The sequence below is a fragment of the Nocardia sp. NPDC051787 genome (assembly GCF_040681325.1).
Classification (GTDB): domain Bacteria; phylum Actinomycetota; class Actinomycetes; order Mycobacteriales; family Mycobacteriaceae; genus Nocardia.
In genome coordinates this window covers 129,462-147,430 of the sequence record NZ_JBFAYO010000018.1, presented here as the reverse complement: position 1 = coordinate 147,430, position 17,969 = coordinate 129,462, and the positions used below count along the sequence as shown (strand labels likewise).

Here is a 17,969-nt window from a genome sequence, read left to right as displayed (position 1 = left end):
AGTCCGGCAGCGCGGCTGCGATCGCGATGTACGAGCGAAGCGTTTGGCGACGCGTACATAGCGCGCCTGGCGGCTGGCCCACAGATTCTCGACACCTTCTCAGGCGCGTGGGTGGGCTTGGTCGTGTGCCTTCCTCAGGCGGTCGATGGAGACATGGGTGTAGAGCTGTGTGGTGGCCATGCTGGCGTGGCCGAGGAGTTCCTGGACCACACGCAGGTCTGCGCCGCCCTCGAGGAGGTGGGTCGCGGCGGTGTGCCGCAGGCCGTGCGGGCCCATATCGGGCGCGCCGGGGATAGCCGAGACCACCTCGTGCACAACCGTTCTGGCCTGGCGCTGATCGAGACGCTTGCCGCGGCGGCCGAGCAGCAGCGCGCGACCGGACTCGGCGGTGGCGAAGGCGGGACGTCCATAGCGCAGCCAGTTGCCGACGGCCTCGTCGGCGGGCGCGCCGAACGGGGCCGATCGCTCCTTGTTGCCCTTGCCGAGTACGCGGACCACGCGCCGTTCGCGGTCGACATCCTCGATATCCAGCCCGCACAGCTCGCTCACCCGGATGCCGGTGGCGTAGAGCAATTCCACGATCGCCCGATCCCGCAACGCCATCGGATCGCGCTGGGCCGCACCGGATCGCGCCGCGTCCATGGCGCCGATCGCCTGCTGTGGTCCGAGCACGGCCGGGAGCACGCGATGCGCCTTCGGTGAACCCAACCGCAGCCCTGGGTCGACGGGCAGCCGCCCGGTCCGGGTGAGCCACGCGGTGAAGGTACGCGCCGAAGACGCACGCCGCGCCAACGTCGTCCGCGCGGCGCCCGCGGCCGCCTGCCGCGCCAACCACGACCGCAACAGCGGCAGGTCCAGCTCGCGGATCGCCGAATCGGCCGACCGCAGATACAGATGATCCAGCAGCGAGCGCGCATCCCCCAGATACGCCCGCACCGTGTGCTCCGAGCGATTCCGCCCGAGCCGCAGGTGTCTGCCGTACTCCACCAACAGCGCTTCCAAATCCTCGGGCAGTTGCTCCATTCACCCACCGTCGCGACCGCGCCCAGGGTTGGCAAGTCACCGCGCCGAACGCGCGCAGGGGCTGCCCTCGCTCCGCTCTAGTCCAGCGTGCCCCTTGACGACTGCGTGATGTCCGCCCTCCCACTGAGCTATCGCCCACACCACCGCACGACTCGGCCATGGACCGCTGCGGCGCCGGTTGCGGGCATCGGCTCGCTCATGTGCGGCGGGCCGTTCGGTGCCAACCACTTTCGCCAGCCGCCACCAGACCCGCCAATTCGAGGGCTGGGAGGGTCGCGCGGACCACGGGAAGCGACAGGCCGCACTGCTGAGCCAGCTCGAGTGGCAACCGGGAACCGATTCTCGGCAGCGCGGCGAAGACCAATGCCTCGTCCCCGGTGAGACGGTCCTCCGGATTGTCGGCCGGTCCCGTGGCTCCCGGGAGGGACAGCCGGAGCGGACCCGCCTCGTCGACGACTTCTCCGGCACGGGTGACCAGGAGGGCTTCGCCGTCCCGGATCATCCGGTGACAACCCACCGAAGCCGCCGAAGTCACCGGGCCGGGTACGGCCAAGGCCGGGCGGCCGAGGCGGCGGGCCCACCTGACGGTGTTGCGGGCGCCGCTGCGCAGCCCCGCCTCCACCACCAGTACGCCATCGGCGAGCGCGGCGATCAGGCGATTGCGGGCGAGGAATTGGTGCTTGTGCGCGGTAACTCCGGGCGGATATTCGCTGACCACCAGGCCGGATGCGGCGATATCGGCCAGCAGGCGCTCATGCTGGACCGGGTACGGCCGATCGACGCCGCAGGCAAGCACGGCGATTGTCGAGCCATCCACCGCCAGGGCCGCTCGGTGCGCCATGCTGTCGATCCCGAATGCCGCACCGGACACGATGGTCCATCCTTGCGCGGCGAGATCGCCGGCGATCTCACTGGTCACCCGGTTGCCGTACCCGGTGCTGCACCGCGCGCCGACCACCGCCACGGCGCGTTCGGTGGACTCGAGCAGGGATCGTGGGCCGCGTGCCCACAGAACGAGCGGCACGGCCCCGTCGCGGTCGCGGCCTGGTTCGAGCTGTGCGAGACCGAGCATGCGCCAGGCGGGCCATTCCGGGTCATCCGGTGTCACCACTCGTCCGCCGATCCGGTCGATGAGCTCGAGATCCCGCGCCGCGATGTCGATGTCGCGCCGCTGTGCCGTCGGTCCGCGCAACGGCTCGGGCAGCGCGCACTCCCGCACGGCGCGCGCCGCCTCCACCACCCCGATCGCGTCGATCAGCGCCGACAGCGGTGCGCACGGGCCCTGCACCACTCGCGACAGATACACCCAGGCCAAACGCCGCGCATCGAGATCGCCGGATGCCGGGCCGGAGAGATACGCAGGCACGCCGTTCGCCTCGGCGGCACCGCCCTCCCGCGGCGGTGCGGCGCTCATTGCGCGCCCCGCCGGCGGAAATTCAGAGCGGCCAGCACATCCTGCGCTGACGGCACTTCTCCGCCGCGCAGGTCGCAGATGGTCCACGCGACCCGGATCGCGCGGTCGGCGCCGCGCGCGGACATGCGACCGAGACGCAAAGCCCCCTCGACGGAAGCGAGGGATTCCCGGGGCAGGCGAAACTTCTGGCGCAGGACGTGACCGGGGACTTCCGCATTGGTCAGCCACCCGTATTCGCGCCAGCGCTCGGCCGCCGCGCGCCGGGCGACGGCGACCCGACCGCGAACCACCTCACTGCTCTCGGCTGCATCGGTACTGAACGCGGCGCCCGACTGGCCATGCATCCGCACCCAGATGTCGATGCGGTCCATCAGCGGCCCCGACAACTTCCCGAGATAGCGGCGGCGAGCCAGCGGCGTGCAGATGCAGTCGACGTCGCGTGCCGGAGCGCACGGACAGGGGTTCGCCGCCAGCACCAGCTGGAATCGTGCGGGATACCGTGCCACGCCGTCGCGCCGCGCGATGCGGACCTCCCCTTCCTCCAGCGGGGTTCGCATCGCCTCGAGCACCTTCGTGCCCAGTTCGGCGCACTCGTCGAGGAACAGCACGCCGCGGTGCGCCCGGCTGACCGCGCCGGGCCGGGCGGTCCCCGAGCCGCCACCGATCATCGCGGTCACCGACGTCGAATGGTGCGGGGCGACGAACGGTGGCGCGGTGACCAGCGGATGGTCGCCGGCGAGCGTGCCAGCCATCGAATGGATCGCGGTCACCTCCAGCGCCTCGGTCTCCGTGAGCGGCGGCAGCAGCCCCGGAAGGCGTTGCGCCAGCATCGTTTTGCCGATCCCCGGTGGGCCGGTGAGCAGCAAGTGATGCCCGCCCGCCGCGGCCACCTCCAGCGCCCAGCGCGCTTCGTCCTGCCCCACCACCTCGCTGAGATCGCCTCCGTGGCGCACCGCATCGGGCAGGTCACCATCCGGTTCGGCGAGCGCGCCCTCCCCGCGCAGCCAGGCCACCACCCCGCGCAGGCTGCTGGCGCCGAAGACCTGGATTCCCTCCACCAGCCCGGCCTCGGCCATGGTCACCGCGGGCACCACAACGGTCGACCAACCCGCGCTGCGGGCCGCGAGCACGGCGGGCAGCACACCACGTACCCGCCGCACCCGCCCGTCCAGCGCGAGTTCGCCGAGCAGCACCGTCTTCGCGAGCCGCTCGGAGGGGACCGCGTCGGAGGCGTCCAGCACCGCGACGGCCAGCGCGAGGTCGTAGACGCTACCGAGCTTGGGCAACGTCGCGGGAGACAGCGCGAGCACCACTCGGCCGTCCGGCCATTTCTCCCCTGAGTTGGCCACCGCGGAGCGCACGCGGTCGCGGGATTCCTGCAACGCGGTGTCGGGCAGCCCGACCAGGTGCACCGAGGGCAAGCCCTGGCCGATATCGGCCTCGATCTCGACGAGCAGACCGTCCACGCCCGTGACCGCGACGGAATGCGCCCGGCCGAGCGCCATTCAGAACACCGCCTCGAGATGATCGATCACCGGTGGTCGTCCGCGCGCCACCAGCACCGACACGACGTCGAATCGAATGCGCCGCCACGGGCCGTCCTGCTCGGCCAGCCACAGCAGGGCCAAGCGCCGGATACGCTGCTGCTTGAGGAAGGTGACCGACTCCGCCGGGGTGCCATAGCCGAGGCCCGAACGGGTCTTGACCTCGACGAACGCGGTCACGTCTCCGTCTATGGCGATCAGATCCAGCTCGCCGTAGCGGCACCGCCAATTCCTGGCGACGATCTCCATCCCGGCGGCGCGTAGAAACGCCGCCGCCAATTCCTCCCCGTGCGCGCCGAGCGCCTGTTTGTCTGTCACCCGGCCAGAGTGCGCCGGGCCCGAATCAGGTCAGCGTCGCCGACCTGGGCATTCAGAAAGTCTGTTGATAACCGCGGCGCTGTGGAGAACCACCCGGCCGCTCACTCGGGCAGCCGCAGGTCCGGCTTCTCCAGCTCCTCGATGTTGACGTCTTTGAAGGTGATGACCCGGACATGCTTGACGAAGCGGGCGGGGCGATACATGTCCCACACCCACGCGTCGCTCATCCGCACTTCGAAGTACACCTCGCCATCGGCGTTCTGCGGCCGCAACTCCACGGAGTTGGCCAGGTAGAAGCGGCGCTCGGTCTCCACCACGTACGAAAACTGACCGACGATGTCCTTGTACTCGCGATACAGCGAGAGTTCCATCTCGGTTTCGTACTTCTCGAGGTCTTCGGCACTCATCGGGTGGGACGTCCTCCTTCTCGCCGCATCGCGTCGTGTGATGACATCATCGCGCATGCGCGGCGTCGGTAGCCACTCGGCCAGCCGTACGCGCGTTCTGATACTGCTCGGACAGGGTCTCGTCGAGTTCGCCCGCCAGCACCGCGTCCGCTTCTTCGGCGTCGATCGCGACCGGCCGCAACCCGGCGGCCTCGCGCACATTGCGCCATGAGCGGCGATGCTCGCTGCTCGGGCCCAGGCGGTGCAACGCGGCCGTGTGCTCGGGGGTGTTGTACCCCTTGTGCGCCGCGAACCCGTAGCCGGGGAAGCGCTCGTCCAGCTTCACCATCATGCGGTCCCGGGTGACCTTCGCCAGGATGCTGGCCGCCGCGATGCAGGCCGCCGACCCGTCGCCGCCGATCACCGGCAGTGAAGGCACCGGGATGCCGGGCACCCGGAACCCGTCGGTGAGCACATAGCCGGGCTCCCGGCCGAGCCCGGCGACGGCGCGGCGCATTCCTTCGATATTCGCCACGTGGATGCCGATCGAGTCGATCTCCCAAGCCGGGATGACGACGACCTTGTAGGCCAGCGCCAGGCGGGTGATCACCGGGTACAGCTCCTCGCGGGTGGCCTCGGTGAGCTTCTTGGAATCGTCGAGGCCGGCCAGCTTGTCGTAGGCCTTCGGGGCGAGCAGGCACGCGGCCACCACGAGCGGCCCCGCGCACGGACCGCGACCTGCCTCGTCCACCCCGGCTACCGGCCCGAGACCACTGCGGATCAACGCCGCCTCGAGCGTGCGCAATCCCCCGGCCCTGCGCATGACCACGCGCGGCGGCCAACCGTTACCCACTGGCACTCGACCCTGCCCCACGATCCAATTATCCTGCGTGCCGGACGGTCAGTTCGTCTGGGGATTCTCCGAGCGCACCGGTCCGATCCGGCCGGGCGGCCAGATCTTGAACACCGCCTTGCCCCGGAGGTTCTCCACCGGGATGGTGCCCTGCAGTTCGTCGTTGATGTGCGCGCGGGAGTCGGCGGACTGGTTGCGGTTGTCGCCCATCACCCACAGATGTCCCTCGGGCACCTTCACGGGCTTGAACTCGCGACCGCCACCGGCGCCGTACGGCTGGCCGGGCACGTACGGGGCGAGATAGCGGGCGTACGGCTCGTCCAGCGGCTTGCCGTCCACGATCACCCGGCCCTGCGGGTCGCAGCACTGCACAGTCTGGCCGCCGACCGCGATCACCCGTTTCACCAGATCGTTCTCGTCCGGCGGCACCAGGCCGAAGAAGGAGAAGAAGTTCTGCACGCCACGAATGGCCGGGTTGTCCGAACGGATCGACTTGTAGTGGGTGTTCCACGAGGGCGGGCCGACGAACACGACCACGTCACCCGGCTGCGGATCGCCCCAGTAGTAGCTGAGCTTCTGCACGTAGATGCGGTCACCGGTGCATCCGGCGCACCCGTGCAGCGTGGTCTCCATCGACTCGGACGGAATCACGTACGGCCTGCCGACGAAGGTGACCATCAGCGCGGCGATCACCGCGGCGATCACGATGAGAATCGGCAATTCCTGCCAGAACGGCCGCTGCTTCTTCTTCTGCCCGCGCCTCGCGCGACCTGCCCGCGTACCCTCGTCGCCCGATTCGGACACCGACACCGACCCACTTTCGTCTGCCACGCCGAACAGATTAGCCCGGCACCGAGATGGACGTTCGATGCCGGGCTGAGGAAAATCCGTTGTGCCGAAAAGCTAACTCAGCGCTTTTCCTTGATCTTGGCGGCCTTACCGCGCAGCTCACGCAGGTAGTAGAGCTTGGCGCGGCGGACGTCACCGCGGGTCACGACATCGATGTGGTCGATGTTCGGGCTGTGCACCGGGAAGGTGCGCTCCACGCCGACACCGAACGACACCTTGCGGACCGTGAAGGTCTCGCGGATGCCACCACCCTGGCGGCGGATCACGACGCCCTTGAAGACCTGGATGCGCTCCTTCGAGCCTTCGATGACCTTCACATGCACGTTCAGCGTGTCGCCCGGCCGGAACTCGGGGACGTCGCTGCGCAGCGACTTTTCGTCGACGAAGTCAAGGGTGTTCATTTCCATCCTTCTGGTTTCGCGCGAACAGAGGACCCTGGCGGCACTTCGCGTGCTCGGCCGGTTCATGCTCCGAATTGGGGGGTGCGCCGGGTCGACAACCGCCCAGGGCAACCTGAGCATTGTGCCAGACCGGCGCGGCACGAAAAAAATCGGGCCCGAGCGCAGCGCGTTGGATTATTCTTTCACGCTACGCCCAGAGTGGCCTGATGCACGACGGCGAGCCGTTCGTTCCCGGGCGCGATGAAGCCTAGGCGGCGCGGCGGCGCAACAGTGCCAGCGGACCGCCCGCTGGTCGCAGCGCCCAGGACGTGAGGCTCAGGCCCGCGAAGACGAGCAGGGAGACCCAGGTCTTCGGAGGAGGACATGTGGACGAGCACGACTATCTGGCCGAGCGGTTCGAAGCACAGCGCGGGCACCTGACGGCGGTGGCCTACCGGATGGTCGGCTCGCTGACGGAGGCGGAGGACGCGGTACAGGAGTCATGGCTGCGACTGGCTCGTACCGAGCCCGCCGCGATCGAAATCTCGGCGGCTGGCTGACCACGACGGTCGGCCGGGTGTGCCTGGACACGCTGCGCGGGCGGAAGTCACGCCGAGAGGAATCGTTCGAGGCACGGCTGCCCGACCCCGTCGTACTGCTCGACGACGGCTCCGGCCCCGAACAGCAAGCGGTGCTCGCGGACTCCGTCGGCATGGCGCTGCTGGTCGTGCTGGACTCGCTGAACCCGGCCGAGCGAGTCGCGTTCGTCCTGCACGACATGTTCGCCCTGCCGTTCGATCAGATCGCGCCGATCCTGGACCGATCACCGGCGGCGACGAAAATGCTCGCCAGTCGCGCCCGCCGCCGCGTGCGGGGCCACACGCCGCCCGGTGCCCCTGATCTGCCCCGGCAGCGCCGGGTGGTCGATGCGTTTCTGTCTGCGGCACGCGGCGGGAATTTCGACGCGCTGCTCGCCATCCTCGACCCCGAGGTCGTGCTCCGCGCCGACGCGGACGGACTGCGCGTGCTCACCAGCGCTACGGCGGTGGCGGACATGCTGGACACCTTCCATCGGTTCGCCACCACCTACGACGCGACGCCCGCGCTGGTCAATGGCCATGCGGGCTTGCTGAATACGTTCGAGGGCGTCCCGAGGTCGATCATCGCGTTCACCGTCGCCGACGACCGGATCGTCGCCCTCGATCTGTTCTCCGATCCCGACCGTCTCGCACGGTTGCCGCTACCCGCCGTACCACAGGAGTAGCGTGTGTCACGGGGGGCCGCTGATCGAACCGCGGAGGTACCCGCCACCCGCACGCAAGCACCGGCGACGGAACCCGCGGCAGGCTTGCGACACGTACGGGACCACAGCGAACGAGCCGCACCTCCCGCAGGAAGGCCGGGCTGGCCATAGCCGGGCGCGCTACGGCTGCCCAGGCCGTCGGTGATTCGACTCGCCGGAGATGGCGTCCTGCGCGGGTGGTGGACTCGGCGAGTTCAGCGCGGTGTGGTCGGCATGCCAGAGCGAGTGGTGGCGGTGCGGCGCCGGTGGCGCGGGAACCACCGTGCGGGTCAGTTCCGCCTCGGCCGCCGTGCGAGCGTGATCGACGTCCGGTTTCCCCGCGACCAGGTCTTGGACGAAGATCTTGGCACGGATCACCGGACGGCGATATCGCCGTTCGCGGACGATGGCCCGGTACATCAGCCGTCTGCGATCGGCGTAACGCCAGCGCGCCCACGGCGCGCCCGGACGACTGAGCCGCAGCGCGCCGACGACCAGCAGCGGCAGGAAGAACATGCCGAACAGCCCGGTCCAGATCTTGCCTTTGGCAATGACGATCGCGGCCAGCGCCAGGTTCACCACCGCGAACACGACGACGAAGGCGCGCACCTCGATGCTCGGATCGCGCCGGAAGTCGTTGATGTCGAGCAACCACAGCGGGTGGAAACCGAGCAGCAGCAACCCGGTCACCGCCAGCGCGACGAACACCGCGTCGACCGACGTGCGGCCTTGTTCCTCCCAATACACGTCGCGCAGGTAGAAGATCAGCGCGAACTCGTCGAGGACCAGCGCGGCGCCGACACCGAAGGCCGCCGCAAGCATGCCCGCCGTCGCCATGTCCGCGCTCTGATACAGCGTGACCATGCCGATGCCGGACATGAGCACCAAGATCACCCCGAACACCATGTGATGGATGTGGGTGTCTCCAGCGCGCAAGTTACCGGGCCACCAGCGCACCCGCGCCCGGATCAGCCGGACGCTGAGCCGGATGAACAGGAAGCCGACGATGAATCCGAGGAGGAAGCACAGCAACGGCAGCCGCCCTTGGGCGATCACGTCTTCGTGGAGCCACCGTCGCATGCCGCCTACTCCCTGCCGTGCACCGGGCTACTGGCCGAAGCCCGCCCTGCGCAACGCGTCCGCCATCGCACCGCTCGGCGGGGGCGCATTGCGGCGCTGGTTTCCTCCGCGCCCCTGCCCCTGGCTACGGCCCTGGCCCTGCTGCCTGTTCTGGCCATTCTGCCGCTGCCGCTGCTCGCCGCCGGATCGGCCACCCTGGCCACGCTGCTTGTCGCCGCCCTTCCCCGGCACGCCGGGCTCGTCGTCGAGGCGCAGGGAAAGACCGATGCGCTGACGCGCCACGTCCACCTCGAGCACCTTAACTTTGACCACGTCGCCGGACTTGACCACCTCGCGCGGGTCCTTCACGAAGTTGTGCGACATGGCCGAGACGTGCACCAGACCGTCCTGGTGCACGCCGACGTCGACGAACGCGCCGAACGCGGCCACGTTCGTCACCACACCTTCGAGCACCATGCCGGGCTTCAGGTCGGCGACCTTCTCCACGCCCGCGGCGAACTCCGCGGTCTTGAACTCCGGCCGCGGGTCGCGGCCCGGCTTCTCCAGCTCCGCAATGATGTCGGTGACGGTCGGGACACCGAACCGCTCGTCGGTGAAGTCATCGGCGCGCAGCGCACGCAGCGCCGAGGTGTTGCCGATGATCTCCGCGATACCACGGCCGGTCGATTCGAGGATGCGCCGCACCACCGGGTACGCCTCGGGGTGCACCGCGGAGGTGTCCAGTGGATCGTCACCGCCGCGGATGCGCAGGAAGCCCGCGCACTGCTCGAACGCCTTCGGGCCCAGGCGCGGCACGTCGAGCAGGGCGGTCCTGCTGCGGAACGGGCCGTTCTGGTCCCGGTGGGAGACAATGCTTTCCGCCACCGACCCGGCGATACCGGACACCCGCGACAGCAGCGGCACCGAGGCCGTGTTCACGTCGACGCCGACCGCGTTCACCGCGTCTTCGACGACCGCGCCCAGGGAGCGGGCCAGCAGCGATTCGGACACGTCGTGCTGGTACTGGCCGACTCCGATGGACTTCGGATCGATCTTCACCAGTTCGGCCAGCGGGTCCTGCAGCCGCCGTGCGATCGACACCGCGCCGCGCAGCGAGACATCCAGATCGGGCAGCTCCTGGGAGGCGTAGGCCGACGCGGAGTACACCGAGGCACCCGCTTCGGATACCACGATCTTCGTCGGCTTGTTCTCCGGGATGCGCGAGATCAGTTCGGCGGCAAGCGCGTCGGTCTCGCGTGACGCGGTGCCGTTGCCGATCGCGATGAGCTCGACACCGAACCGGGCGACCAGCGCGCCGAGCACCGCGAGCGACTTCTCGGTCTGGCCCTGCGGCTTGTGCGGGTAGATCACCTCGGTGGCGACCACCTTGCCGGTGGCGTCGACCACCGCGACCTTCACGCCGGTGCGGTAGCCGGGGTCCAGGCCCATGGTCGTGCGGGTGCCGGCGGGGGCGGCGAGCAGCAGGTCGCGCAGGTTCGCGGCGAACACGTCGACCGCGTCCTTCTCGGCGGCCTGGCGCAGCCGCATCCTGGTGTCGATGCCGAGGCTGACTTGCAGTTTGGTGCGCCACGCCCAGCGCACGGTGTCCAGCAGCCAGGAGTCGGCGAGGCGGCCCCGGTCGGCGATGCCGAAGCGGGCGGCGATGCTGCCCTCGTAGACGGTGCGCTGACCCGGCTCCGGCTCCTCGGTGTCCGGCTCCAGGTGCAGGGTGAGCACCTCCTCCTTCTCGCCGCGCAGCAGCGCGAGGACGCGATGGGAGGGCAACTTGTCGAACGGCTCGCTGAAGTCGAAGTAGTCGGCGAACTTCGCACCCGACTCCTCCTTGCCCGCGCGCACGGTCGAGGTCACCTGCCCGCGATTCCACATCAGCTCGCGCAGTTCGCCGACCAGGTCGGCGTCCTCGGCGAAGCGCTCGACCAGGATGGCGCGGGCTCCGTCGAGCTGCTCGGCGCTGTACTGCGCCGGATCGGTCTCCGGGTCGTTGATCAGCGCGTCGGCCACCGGCTCGTGCCCCGCCTCGCGCGCGATCTGCGCCTTGGTGCGCCGCTTCGGCTTGTAGGGCAGGTAGATGTCCTCGAGCCGGGCTTTGGTCTCGGCGAGCAGGATCTGCTGGTGCAGCGCGTCATCGAGTTTGCCCTGGCCGCGGATCGATTCGATGATCGCGGCCCGGCGCTCGTCGAGTTCGCGCAGGTAGTGCAGGCGCTCGTCGAGCTGGCGCAGCTGGGCGTCGTCCAGACCGCCGGTGACCTCCTTGCGGTACCGCGCGATGAACGGCACCGTCGAGCCCGCGTCGAGCAGCTCGACGGCGGCGCGCACCTGGGTCTCGCGCACCGCGAGTTCCTCGGCGATGCGACGGGTCACGCTGGCTGTGCTCGCGTTGTCGGAACGCGGCGGCACGGGAGGAACCATCGTGTTGGACTCTGCACTGGCAGTCTCGGGCGCTGTCGTCACGCCCGAGACACTAGCTGTTCCGCCTCTCCGAGTCTGCAGGCTGTCCCGCCTCGCTCCCCCGCCCGTCCGGGTCTTCAGGCCGTACCAGTCAGGTGACGAGTGATTTTCACTGGTTGCGTGTCGAATCCGACGTGCGCTCCGCTGCTGATACGAGGATCGTCCTGGCGACTTCGCGCATCTCGGCCTTGCGGATCTTGCCGGTGACCGTCATCGGGAACTCCTCGACCACGTGCACATAGCGCGGGATCTTGAAGTGCGCCAGCTTGCCGGTGCAGAACTCGCGCAGAGCCACCGCGTCCAACGGCGTTGCGCCCTCGCGCATCCGGACCCACGCCATCAGCTCCTCGCCGTACTTCGGGTCCGGCACGCCGATCACCTGGGCATCGAGGATGTCGGGGTGGGTGTAGAGGAATTCCTCGATCTCGCGCGGATAGATGTTCTCACCGCCGCGGATGACCATGTCCTTGATCCGGCCCGTGATGGCCAGGTATCCGTCCTGGTCCATCACGCCGATGTCGCCGGTGTGCATCCAACGGGCGGCGTCTATCGCTTCGGCGGTTCTGTCCCGGTCGTCCCAATAACCGAGCATCACCGAGTAGCCGCGGGTGCACAGCTCGCCGGGTTCGCCGCGTGGCACCGTGAGACGCGTTGCGGGATCGACGATCTTGACCTCCAGGTGCGGGCCGACCCGGCCGACCGTGGCGGTGCGCCGGTCGATGCTGTCGTCGCGGCGAGTTTGGGTCGAGACCGGCGAGGTCTCCGTCATGCCGTAACAGATGCATACCTCACGCATGCCCATCCGGTCGATCACCCGCTTCATCACCTCTACCGGGCACGGCGAACCCGCCATGATGCCGGTGCGCAGGGTGGACAGATCCGGGGTGGCCGAATCCAGTTCGGTCAGCATGTCGATGAACATGGTCGGCACGCCGTACAACGAGGTGCAGCGTTCGGCCTCGACCGCGGCCAGTGTCGCCTTCGCATCGAACGAGGGTGCCGGGATCACGATGGCCGCACCGTGACTCGTGCTCGCGAGGTTGCCCATCACCATGCCGAAACAGTGATAGAACGGCACCGGGACACAGATCCGGTCCTGTTCGGTATACCCGCATAGCTCGCCGACGAAATAGCCGTTGTTCAGGATATTGTGGTGGCTGAGCGTGGCGCCCTTCGGGAAACCGGTTGTGCCGGAGGTGTACTGGATGTTGATCGGGTCGTCGGTCGACAGCAGCGCGGCGAGCGCGGTGAGCCGGTCGACGTCGATCACGGTGCGGGTCAGCGCGTCCCACTCGGGTGTGCCCAGCACGAGCACCTGCTCCAGCGCCGCACAGTTCGGCCGCACCTGCTCGATCATCGCGACGTAGTCGGAGGATTTGAACCGCTCGGCGGCGACGAGCATCCGCACGCCCGCCTGACGCAGCACGTACTCCAGCTCGCTGGTGCGGTAAGCCGGGTTGATGTTGACCAGGATGGCGCCCATCCGCGCCGTGGCGAACTGCACGAGAAACCATTCCGCGCAGTTCGGCGCCCAGATGCCGACCCGTTCCCCCTTACCGATGCCGCGATCGGCGAGGCCGCAGGCCAGGGCGTCGACCGCCGCACCGAGTTCGCGGTAGGTCCAGCGGCGTCCGGACGGACGGTCCACCAGCGCTTCCCGCTCCGGGAACGCCGTGACGGTGCGAGCGAGGTTGCCGCCGATGGTGTCGCCGAGCAGCGGGACGTCGGAAACGCCGGAAGCGTAACTGGGCAGCGACAGCGACATCACCGGATTCCTCCCTGCCGCAGCACGAACCGCTGCACCTTGCCACTGGGCGTCTTCGGCAGGCTCGGTACGAAGTGCACTCTGCGCGGGTAGGCGTGCGCGGCGAATTTCCGCTTCACCAAGCTCTGCAGTTCGGACTCCAGCGCGGGGATACCCTCCGCGCCGTCGCGCAGCACGACGAACGCCTCCAGCACCTCACCGCGCAGGTCGTCCGGCATACCGACCACGGCAGCCTCGGCGACCTGCTCGTGCAGCACGAGCACGCTCTCCACTTCGAACGGGCCGATGCGGTAGCCCGCCATGATGATCACGTCGTCGTCGCGGGCGGAGAAGCGGAAGAAACCGTTCGCGTCCTGGGAGCCCGCGTCGCCGGTCAGGTACCAGCGGCCGTCGGCGGTATAGCGCTGCGCGGTGCGCTCCGGCGCGTCGAGGTAGCCGAGGAACCACAGCAGCGGGCTGTGCGCGGTATCGATGGCGACCCGGCCCAATGCGCCTGGGGGAGCGATGCTGTCGGCGTCTTCGGCGAGGACCGCACACGACCAGCCCGGCAGCGTGCGACCCATCGAGCCCGCGGGAGTCTCGGCGTCGAGGTCTTCGTGCCAGGCATTGCAGATGACCATGCCATGTTCGGTCTGGCCATAGTGGTCGCGCACCGCGACACCCAGGTACTCCGTCGACCAGGCGACGACCTCGGGCGTCAGCGGCTCGCCCGCCGAGGAGGCGCGGCGCAACCGGGAGTGCACCGGCGGCGCGTCGCTTTCGGCACGCAGCGCGCGATACACCGTGGGTGCCGCGGCGAAATTGGTGACGCCGAAGGTCTCCAGCACCTGCCAGGTCAGCGGAGCGGAGAAGCGGGCGTGCAGCAGGATGCTGCGCATGCCGGTGGCCAGCGGGCCGAGGATGGCGTAGTAGAGGCCGTAAGCCCAGCCCGGGTCGGCGGCGTTCCAGAACACGTCGTCGGGCCGGACGTCCAGCGCGAACTCCTGGTAGGCGTGGAAGGAGGCGAGCGCGCGCAGCGGAATCGGGACACCTTTGGGCGTGCCGGTGGTGCCGCTGGTGAACAGCTGGACGAGCAGGCCGTCGCCGCCGACCGCGACCGGGCGAGCTTGCGGGTGAGTCGCCGGATGGGTGTCGAGCAGCTCGGCCATCCGCAATGCCCCAGCGGGGATTTCGGCGCCCGACACGATCAGTCGCCAGGGCGGGTCCGCAGGCAGATCCGGACCGGGCGTCAGCTTCGGCGCCTGATCGGAGTCGGCGACGACGATGGAGACATCGGCGGCGTCCAGCCGCAACGCGATGGCAGGCGGTGCGAACGCGGTGAACAGCGGGACGTGCACCGCGCCGCGGCGCCAGATGCCGAGCAGCGCGACCACCAGGTCCGCCGACTTCGCCATCAACGTGGCGACCCGGTCGCCGGGCCCGACGCCGAGTCCGGCGAGAGCGGCGGCGAATCGTGCCGAGCGTTCGCGCAGCTCGCCGTAGGTGAGGTCGGTCGAAGACAGGTCTGCCTCGACGATCGTGAAGGCCACCCGGTCGGCCGGGTGCCGATCACACAGCAGGTCCGCCGCCGATGCGTTAGCGCGGTCGTAACAGTCCAGCAGTTCGCGCACCCGCTGATTCGGATCGGTGCCCATCTTCGGTTCTCCTCTATCTGTGATCCAGCACTACCCGGGTGTGCAATAGGATGTGGGTCACATCCCGCTGGCCACTACCCCCGAAAAGGGGTGAGTCCCATGACCCACACCGCGCTGCTGCGTCCCCGCGACGCCGACGCGTTACGCGCCGAGATCCGCTGGGTGGCGAGCACCGCGGGCGTGCCGGTGGCCTTCGGCGGCGAAGTGCACGGCGACGCCCTGCTGCTGTCGGAGTTCGTGGGCACGCTCACCAACGGACTGCGCGGGCTGGCGGTGGTGCGCACGTCGGGGCTCGGCGGCCGGGTGATGGATTCGGGGCGGCCGGCCGCGGTGGTGGACTACCGCACCTCGTCCTCGATCACCCACGACTACGACGGGCCGGTCTCCGGCGAAGGCATCCGGTCCGTGCTCGCCGTCCCGGTGGTCGTGGACCAGCGCTCCCGCGCGGTGCTCTACGCCGCCACCCGGGGCGCGGCTCCGCTGGGTGACCGCACCGCGGATCTCGTCGTGCAAGCCGGTCGCCGCCTGGCTACCGAGATCGCCATTCGTGACGAGGTCGACCGCCGGCTGCGGATGCTCGAGCTGGCCACACCGTCCGTCGGTACGGCACCGGCCGTCACCGAGGAACTCCGCGATATCCACGCCGAACTCCGCGGCATGGCGCGCTCCGCCGAGGACGACCGGTTGCGCGGGCGCCTGCACGCGGTATGCGAACGACTCACCCGCGTTCTGGTCGGCGAACCGCGCCCGGACAGTCCGCGATTGTCCCGCCGCGAACTCGACGTGCTGGCCCAGATCGCCCTTGGCTGCACCAATCAGGAAGCGGCACAACGCCTCTCACTCGGACCGGAAACCGTGAAAAGTTATCTGCGCAACGCGATGGTCAAACTCGACGCCCATTCCCGGCACGAGGCTGTGGTGGCGGCGCGACGGCACGGCTTGCTGCCCTGAAGATGATCCGGCAGTCGGTGCACGGAGGCCCGTAGACGCTGTTCGATACCGTGGTGTGGTGAACGACAATGTCCCCCAACCGGAGTGGTGTGTCGTCGCGACCCTGCTGCCCTACCCCTACCGGCCCGGCCCGAACGCGGAGCACCGGAGCCACAAGATTTATCCCGCGGGTGCGAAACTACACGTGATCGGCGGGTTCGCCGGGATGGGACACAAGGTGGTGACGGTTGTCGGCAGCGGCCATCGCAGGCGCCTGGTCACCGCGCACATTCAGGCACGCTACCTCGGAGGGTGGCGGGTGGCGCTGATCTACCGGCCCGCTGTGCTGAACGCGATCCATCGAGCGGTCCACTACGACAACGTGACCGGTCATCGCTGGAATCAGCAAGGCTTCGAGCTCTCCGCGCCAGAGTATGCCGAGCACCTTCGGTCGATCGCGCAGAAGTTCCAGCTACACCTGCACGGATGACCGCTGTGCCTAGCGCTGGGAGCCGGACTCCCTGTCGTGGTCGGCGAGCAGGTCCGGGCGGCGTTCGCGGGTGCGGGCGAGGGATTGCTCGCGGCGCCAGGCGGCCACCTTCGCGTGGTCGCCGGAGAGCAGGATCGGCGGAACCTCGAGTCCGCGCCAGGAGACCGGACGGGTGTAGCTGGGGCCTTCGAGCAGACCGTCGGAGAACGAATCCTCTTGGTGGGACTGCTGATTGCCGAGTACGCCGGGCAGCAGCCGGACCACGGCCTCGGTCATCACCAGCACCGCCGCCTCGCCGCCGATCAGCACGTAGTCGCCGATGCTGACCTCCTCCACGCGCACCCGGCGGGCGGCGTCGTCGAAGACGCGCTGGTCGATGCCCTCATAGCGACCGCAGGCGAAGACCACATGCTGCTCGGCGGCCCAGCGGTGCGCGGTGGCCTGGGTGAACGGCACGCCGGCCGGCGTGGGGACGACGAGCAGCGCGTCGTCGGGGCAGACCTCGTCGAGCGCGTCGCCCCAGACGGTCGGCTTCATGACCATGCCGGGCCCGCCGCCGTAGGGTGCGTCGTCGACCGACTTGTGCACGTCGTGCGTCCAACGGCGCAGATCGTGCACCGTCAGGGAGATCAGCCCCTTGTCGATCGCCTTGCCGAGCAGCGCCGTGCGCAGCGGCTCCAGATACTCGGGGAAGATCGTGACGACGTCGATTCTCATGCCTGTCTCCTGTCGCCGCGGCTACGAGGCGGGCGGGCGCCGCGCGATCGGGTCTTCCAACGCCTCATTCCGGGTCGAGCAGGCCCTCGGGCGGATCGATGACGATCACGCCGTCGGCGAGCGACACGGTGGGCACGATCGCGGTGACGAACGGGATCAGGATCTCCCGGCCGTCGTCGGCGGCATGCACCGCGAGCAGCTCACCCGCCGCGGAATGCAGCACCTCGCGGACCGACCCCACCACGGTGTCGTCGGTGAGGCGGACCTCCAGCCCCTCCAGCTCGTAGTCGTAGAACTCGTCCGGATCCTCCGACGGCGGCAGATCCGCGCTGTCGACCATGAGCAGCATGCCGCGCAGCGCGTCCGCCGCGGTGCGGTCGGCGACGCCCGCGAGAAACACCAAGAGCCGGCCCGAGTGCTCCCGGGCCGACTCCACGGTGTAATCGCGGACCTCGTCGGTGCGCGGCAGCCGACCGCGCAGCGTGGCGCCGGGCGCGAACCGCGCCTCGGGCTCGTCGGTGCGTACCTCGACGACAAGTTCGCCGCGCACACCGTGCGCCTTGGCGACCCGTCCGACGACGAGTTCCATCTACTGGTCGGTGTCGACCACGTCGACCCGGATGCCCCGGCCGCCGATACCGGCAACCAGGGTGCGCAGCGCCCTCGCGGTGCGTCCGCCGCGGCCGATCACCTTGCCCAGGTCATCGGGGTGAACGTGCACCTCGACCGTGCGTCCGCGGCGGCCGGTGATCAGCTCTACGCGGACGTCGTCGGGGTTGGCGACGATGCCGCGCACGAGGTGCTCGACGGCATCGGCGACTACGGCACTCACTGCTCCATCACCTCGATACGCGAC

17 protein-coding genes and 1 pseudogene are annotated in these 17,969 nt (G+C 69.2%); 3 read left to right on the top strand and 15 right to left on the bottom strand.

Features of this window, described 5'->3' with window-relative positions; genetic code table 11:
- Positions 1-99: 99 nt before the first annotated feature.
- The 8 genes from AB0M45_RS20765 to rplS all read right to left on the bottom strand — a co-directional run bounded on the left by AB0M45_RS20765 (position 100) and on the right by rplS (position 6,788).
- Positions 100-1,023 (bottom strand): tyrosine recombinase XerC, encoded by a 924-nt coding sequence (locus tag AB0M45_RS20765; protein WP_364331337.1) that lies wholly within the window; start codon positions 1,021-1,023, stop codon positions 100-102.
- A gap of 196 nt (positions 1,024-1,219) precedes the next feature.
- The gene (gene dprA, locus AB0M45_RS20760; RefSeq protein WP_364331335.1) at positions 1,220-2,437 is read right to left on the bottom strand and encodes a DNA-processing protein DprA; all 1,218 of its coding nucleotides are present in this window, start codon (positions 2,435-2,437) and stop codon (positions 1,220-1,222) included.
- Positions 2,434-3,942, bottom strand: coding sequence for a YifB family Mg chelatase-like AAA ATPase (locus AB0M45_RS20755; RefSeq protein ID WP_364331332.1), 1,509 nt, complete (start codon positions 3,940-3,942; stop codon positions 2,434-2,436). The genes dprA and AB0M45_RS20755 overlap by 4 nt, the downstream gene beginning before the upstream one ends.
- The gene (locus AB0M45_RS20750) at positions 3,943-4,299 is read right to left on the bottom strand and encodes a YraN family protein (protein ID WP_364331329.1); all 357 of its coding nucleotides are present in this window, start codon (positions 4,297-4,299) and stop codon (positions 3,943-3,945) included.
- A 101-nt stretch (positions 4,300-4,400) separates the two neighbouring features.
- On the bottom strand, positions 4,401-4,706 hold the full coding sequence (locus AB0M45_RS20745; protein ID WP_011210678.1) for a DUF2469 domain-containing protein: 306 nt from the start codon (positions 4,704-4,706) through the stop codon (positions 4,401-4,403).
- A 46-nt stretch (positions 4,707-4,752) separates the two neighbouring features.
- Complete coding sequence (locus AB0M45_RS20740; protein ID WP_364331447.1) at positions 4,753-5,538, bottom strand: ribonuclease HII; 786 nt, start codon at positions 5,536-5,538, stop codon at positions 4,753-4,755.
- 48 nt (positions 5,539-5,586) lie between these two features.
- On the bottom strand, positions 5,587-6,348 hold the full coding sequence (gene lepB / locus AB0M45_RS20735) for a signal peptidase I (RefSeq protein WP_364331444.1): 762 nt from the start codon (positions 6,346-6,348) through the stop codon (positions 5,587-5,589).
- A gap of 98 nt (positions 6,349-6,446) precedes the next feature.
- Positions 6,447-6,788 (bottom strand): 50S ribosomal protein L19, encoded by a 342-nt coding sequence (gene rplS / locus AB0M45_RS20730; RefSeq protein ID WP_040780792.1) that lies wholly within the window; start codon positions 6,786-6,788, stop codon positions 6,447-6,449.
- 365 nt (positions 6,789-7,153) lie between these two features.
- Here rplS and AB0M45_RS20725 point away from each other — a divergent pair.
- Positions 7,154-8,031, top strand: a pseudogene (locus tag AB0M45_RS20725) (sigma-70 family RNA polymerase sigma factor).
- A 159-nt stretch (positions 8,032-8,190) separates the two neighbouring features.
- On the opposite strand, the gene AB0M45_RS20720 reads toward AB0M45_RS20725, so the two are convergent.
- From AB0M45_RS20720 to AB0M45_RS20705, 4 genes are all read right to left on the bottom strand, one after another.
- Entirely contained in the window at positions 8,191-9,129 is a 939-nt protein-coding gene (locus AB0M45_RS20720) for a hypothetical protein (RefSeq protein ID WP_364331325.1), read from the bottom strand.
- Positions 9,130-9,156: 27 nt separating this feature from the next.
- A complete protein-coding gene (locus AB0M45_RS20715) occupies positions 9,157-11,538 on the bottom strand; it encodes a Tex family protein (RefSeq protein WP_364331441.1) in 2,382 nt (793 codons plus the stop codon).
- Between the two features lie 148 nt (positions 11,539-11,686).
- Positions 11,687-13,342: an AMP-binding protein gene (locus AB0M45_RS20710; RefSeq protein ID WP_364331322.1), complete on the bottom strand. Its 1,656-nt coding sequence runs from the start codon at positions 13,340-13,342 to the stop codon at positions 11,687-11,689.
- On the bottom strand, positions 13,342-14,976 hold the full coding sequence (locus AB0M45_RS20705; protein ID WP_364331319.1) for an AMP-binding protein: 1,635 nt from the start codon (positions 14,974-14,976) through the stop codon (positions 13,342-13,344). The genes AB0M45_RS20710 and AB0M45_RS20705 overlap by 1 nt, the downstream gene beginning before the upstream one ends.
- Before the next feature lie 99 nt (positions 14,977-15,075).
- On the opposite strand from AB0M45_RS20705, the gene AB0M45_RS20700 reads away from it, so the two are divergent.
- On the top strand, positions 15,076-15,927 hold the full coding sequence (locus AB0M45_RS20700) for a LuxR C-terminal-related transcriptional regulator (protein WP_364331316.1): 852 nt from the start codon (positions 15,076-15,078) through the stop codon (positions 15,925-15,927).
- Between the two features lie 58 nt (positions 15,928-15,985).
- Positions 15,986-16,396, top strand: a complete 411-nt coding sequence (locus AB0M45_RS20695) for a hypothetical protein (protein ID WP_364331313.1) — start codon at positions 15,986-15,988, stop codon at positions 16,394-16,396.
- Between the two features lie 9 nt (positions 16,397-16,405).
- Here the strand turns inward: AB0M45_RS20695 and trmD are convergent, their stop codons facing one another.
- From trmD to AB0M45_RS20680, 3 genes are all read right to left on the bottom strand, one after another.
- The gene (gene trmD, locus AB0M45_RS20690) at positions 16,406-17,113 is read right to left on the bottom strand and encodes a tRNA (guanosine(37)-N1)-methyltransferase TrmD (protein ID WP_364331310.1); all 708 of its coding nucleotides are present in this window, start codon (positions 17,111-17,113) and stop codon (positions 16,406-16,408) included.
- Positions 17,114-17,177: 64 nt separating this feature from the next.
- On the bottom strand, positions 17,178-17,702 hold the full coding sequence (gene rimM / locus AB0M45_RS20685) for a ribosome maturation factor RimM (RefSeq protein WP_364331307.1): 525 nt from the start codon (positions 17,700-17,702) through the stop codon (positions 17,178-17,180).
- Positions 17,703-17,945: an RNA-binding protein gene (locus tag AB0M45_RS20680; RefSeq protein WP_364331304.1), complete on the bottom strand. Its 243-nt coding sequence runs from the start codon at positions 17,943-17,945 to the stop codon at positions 17,703-17,705. It abuts the gene before it with no gap.
- Positions 17,946-17,969: the final 24 nt, after the last annotated feature.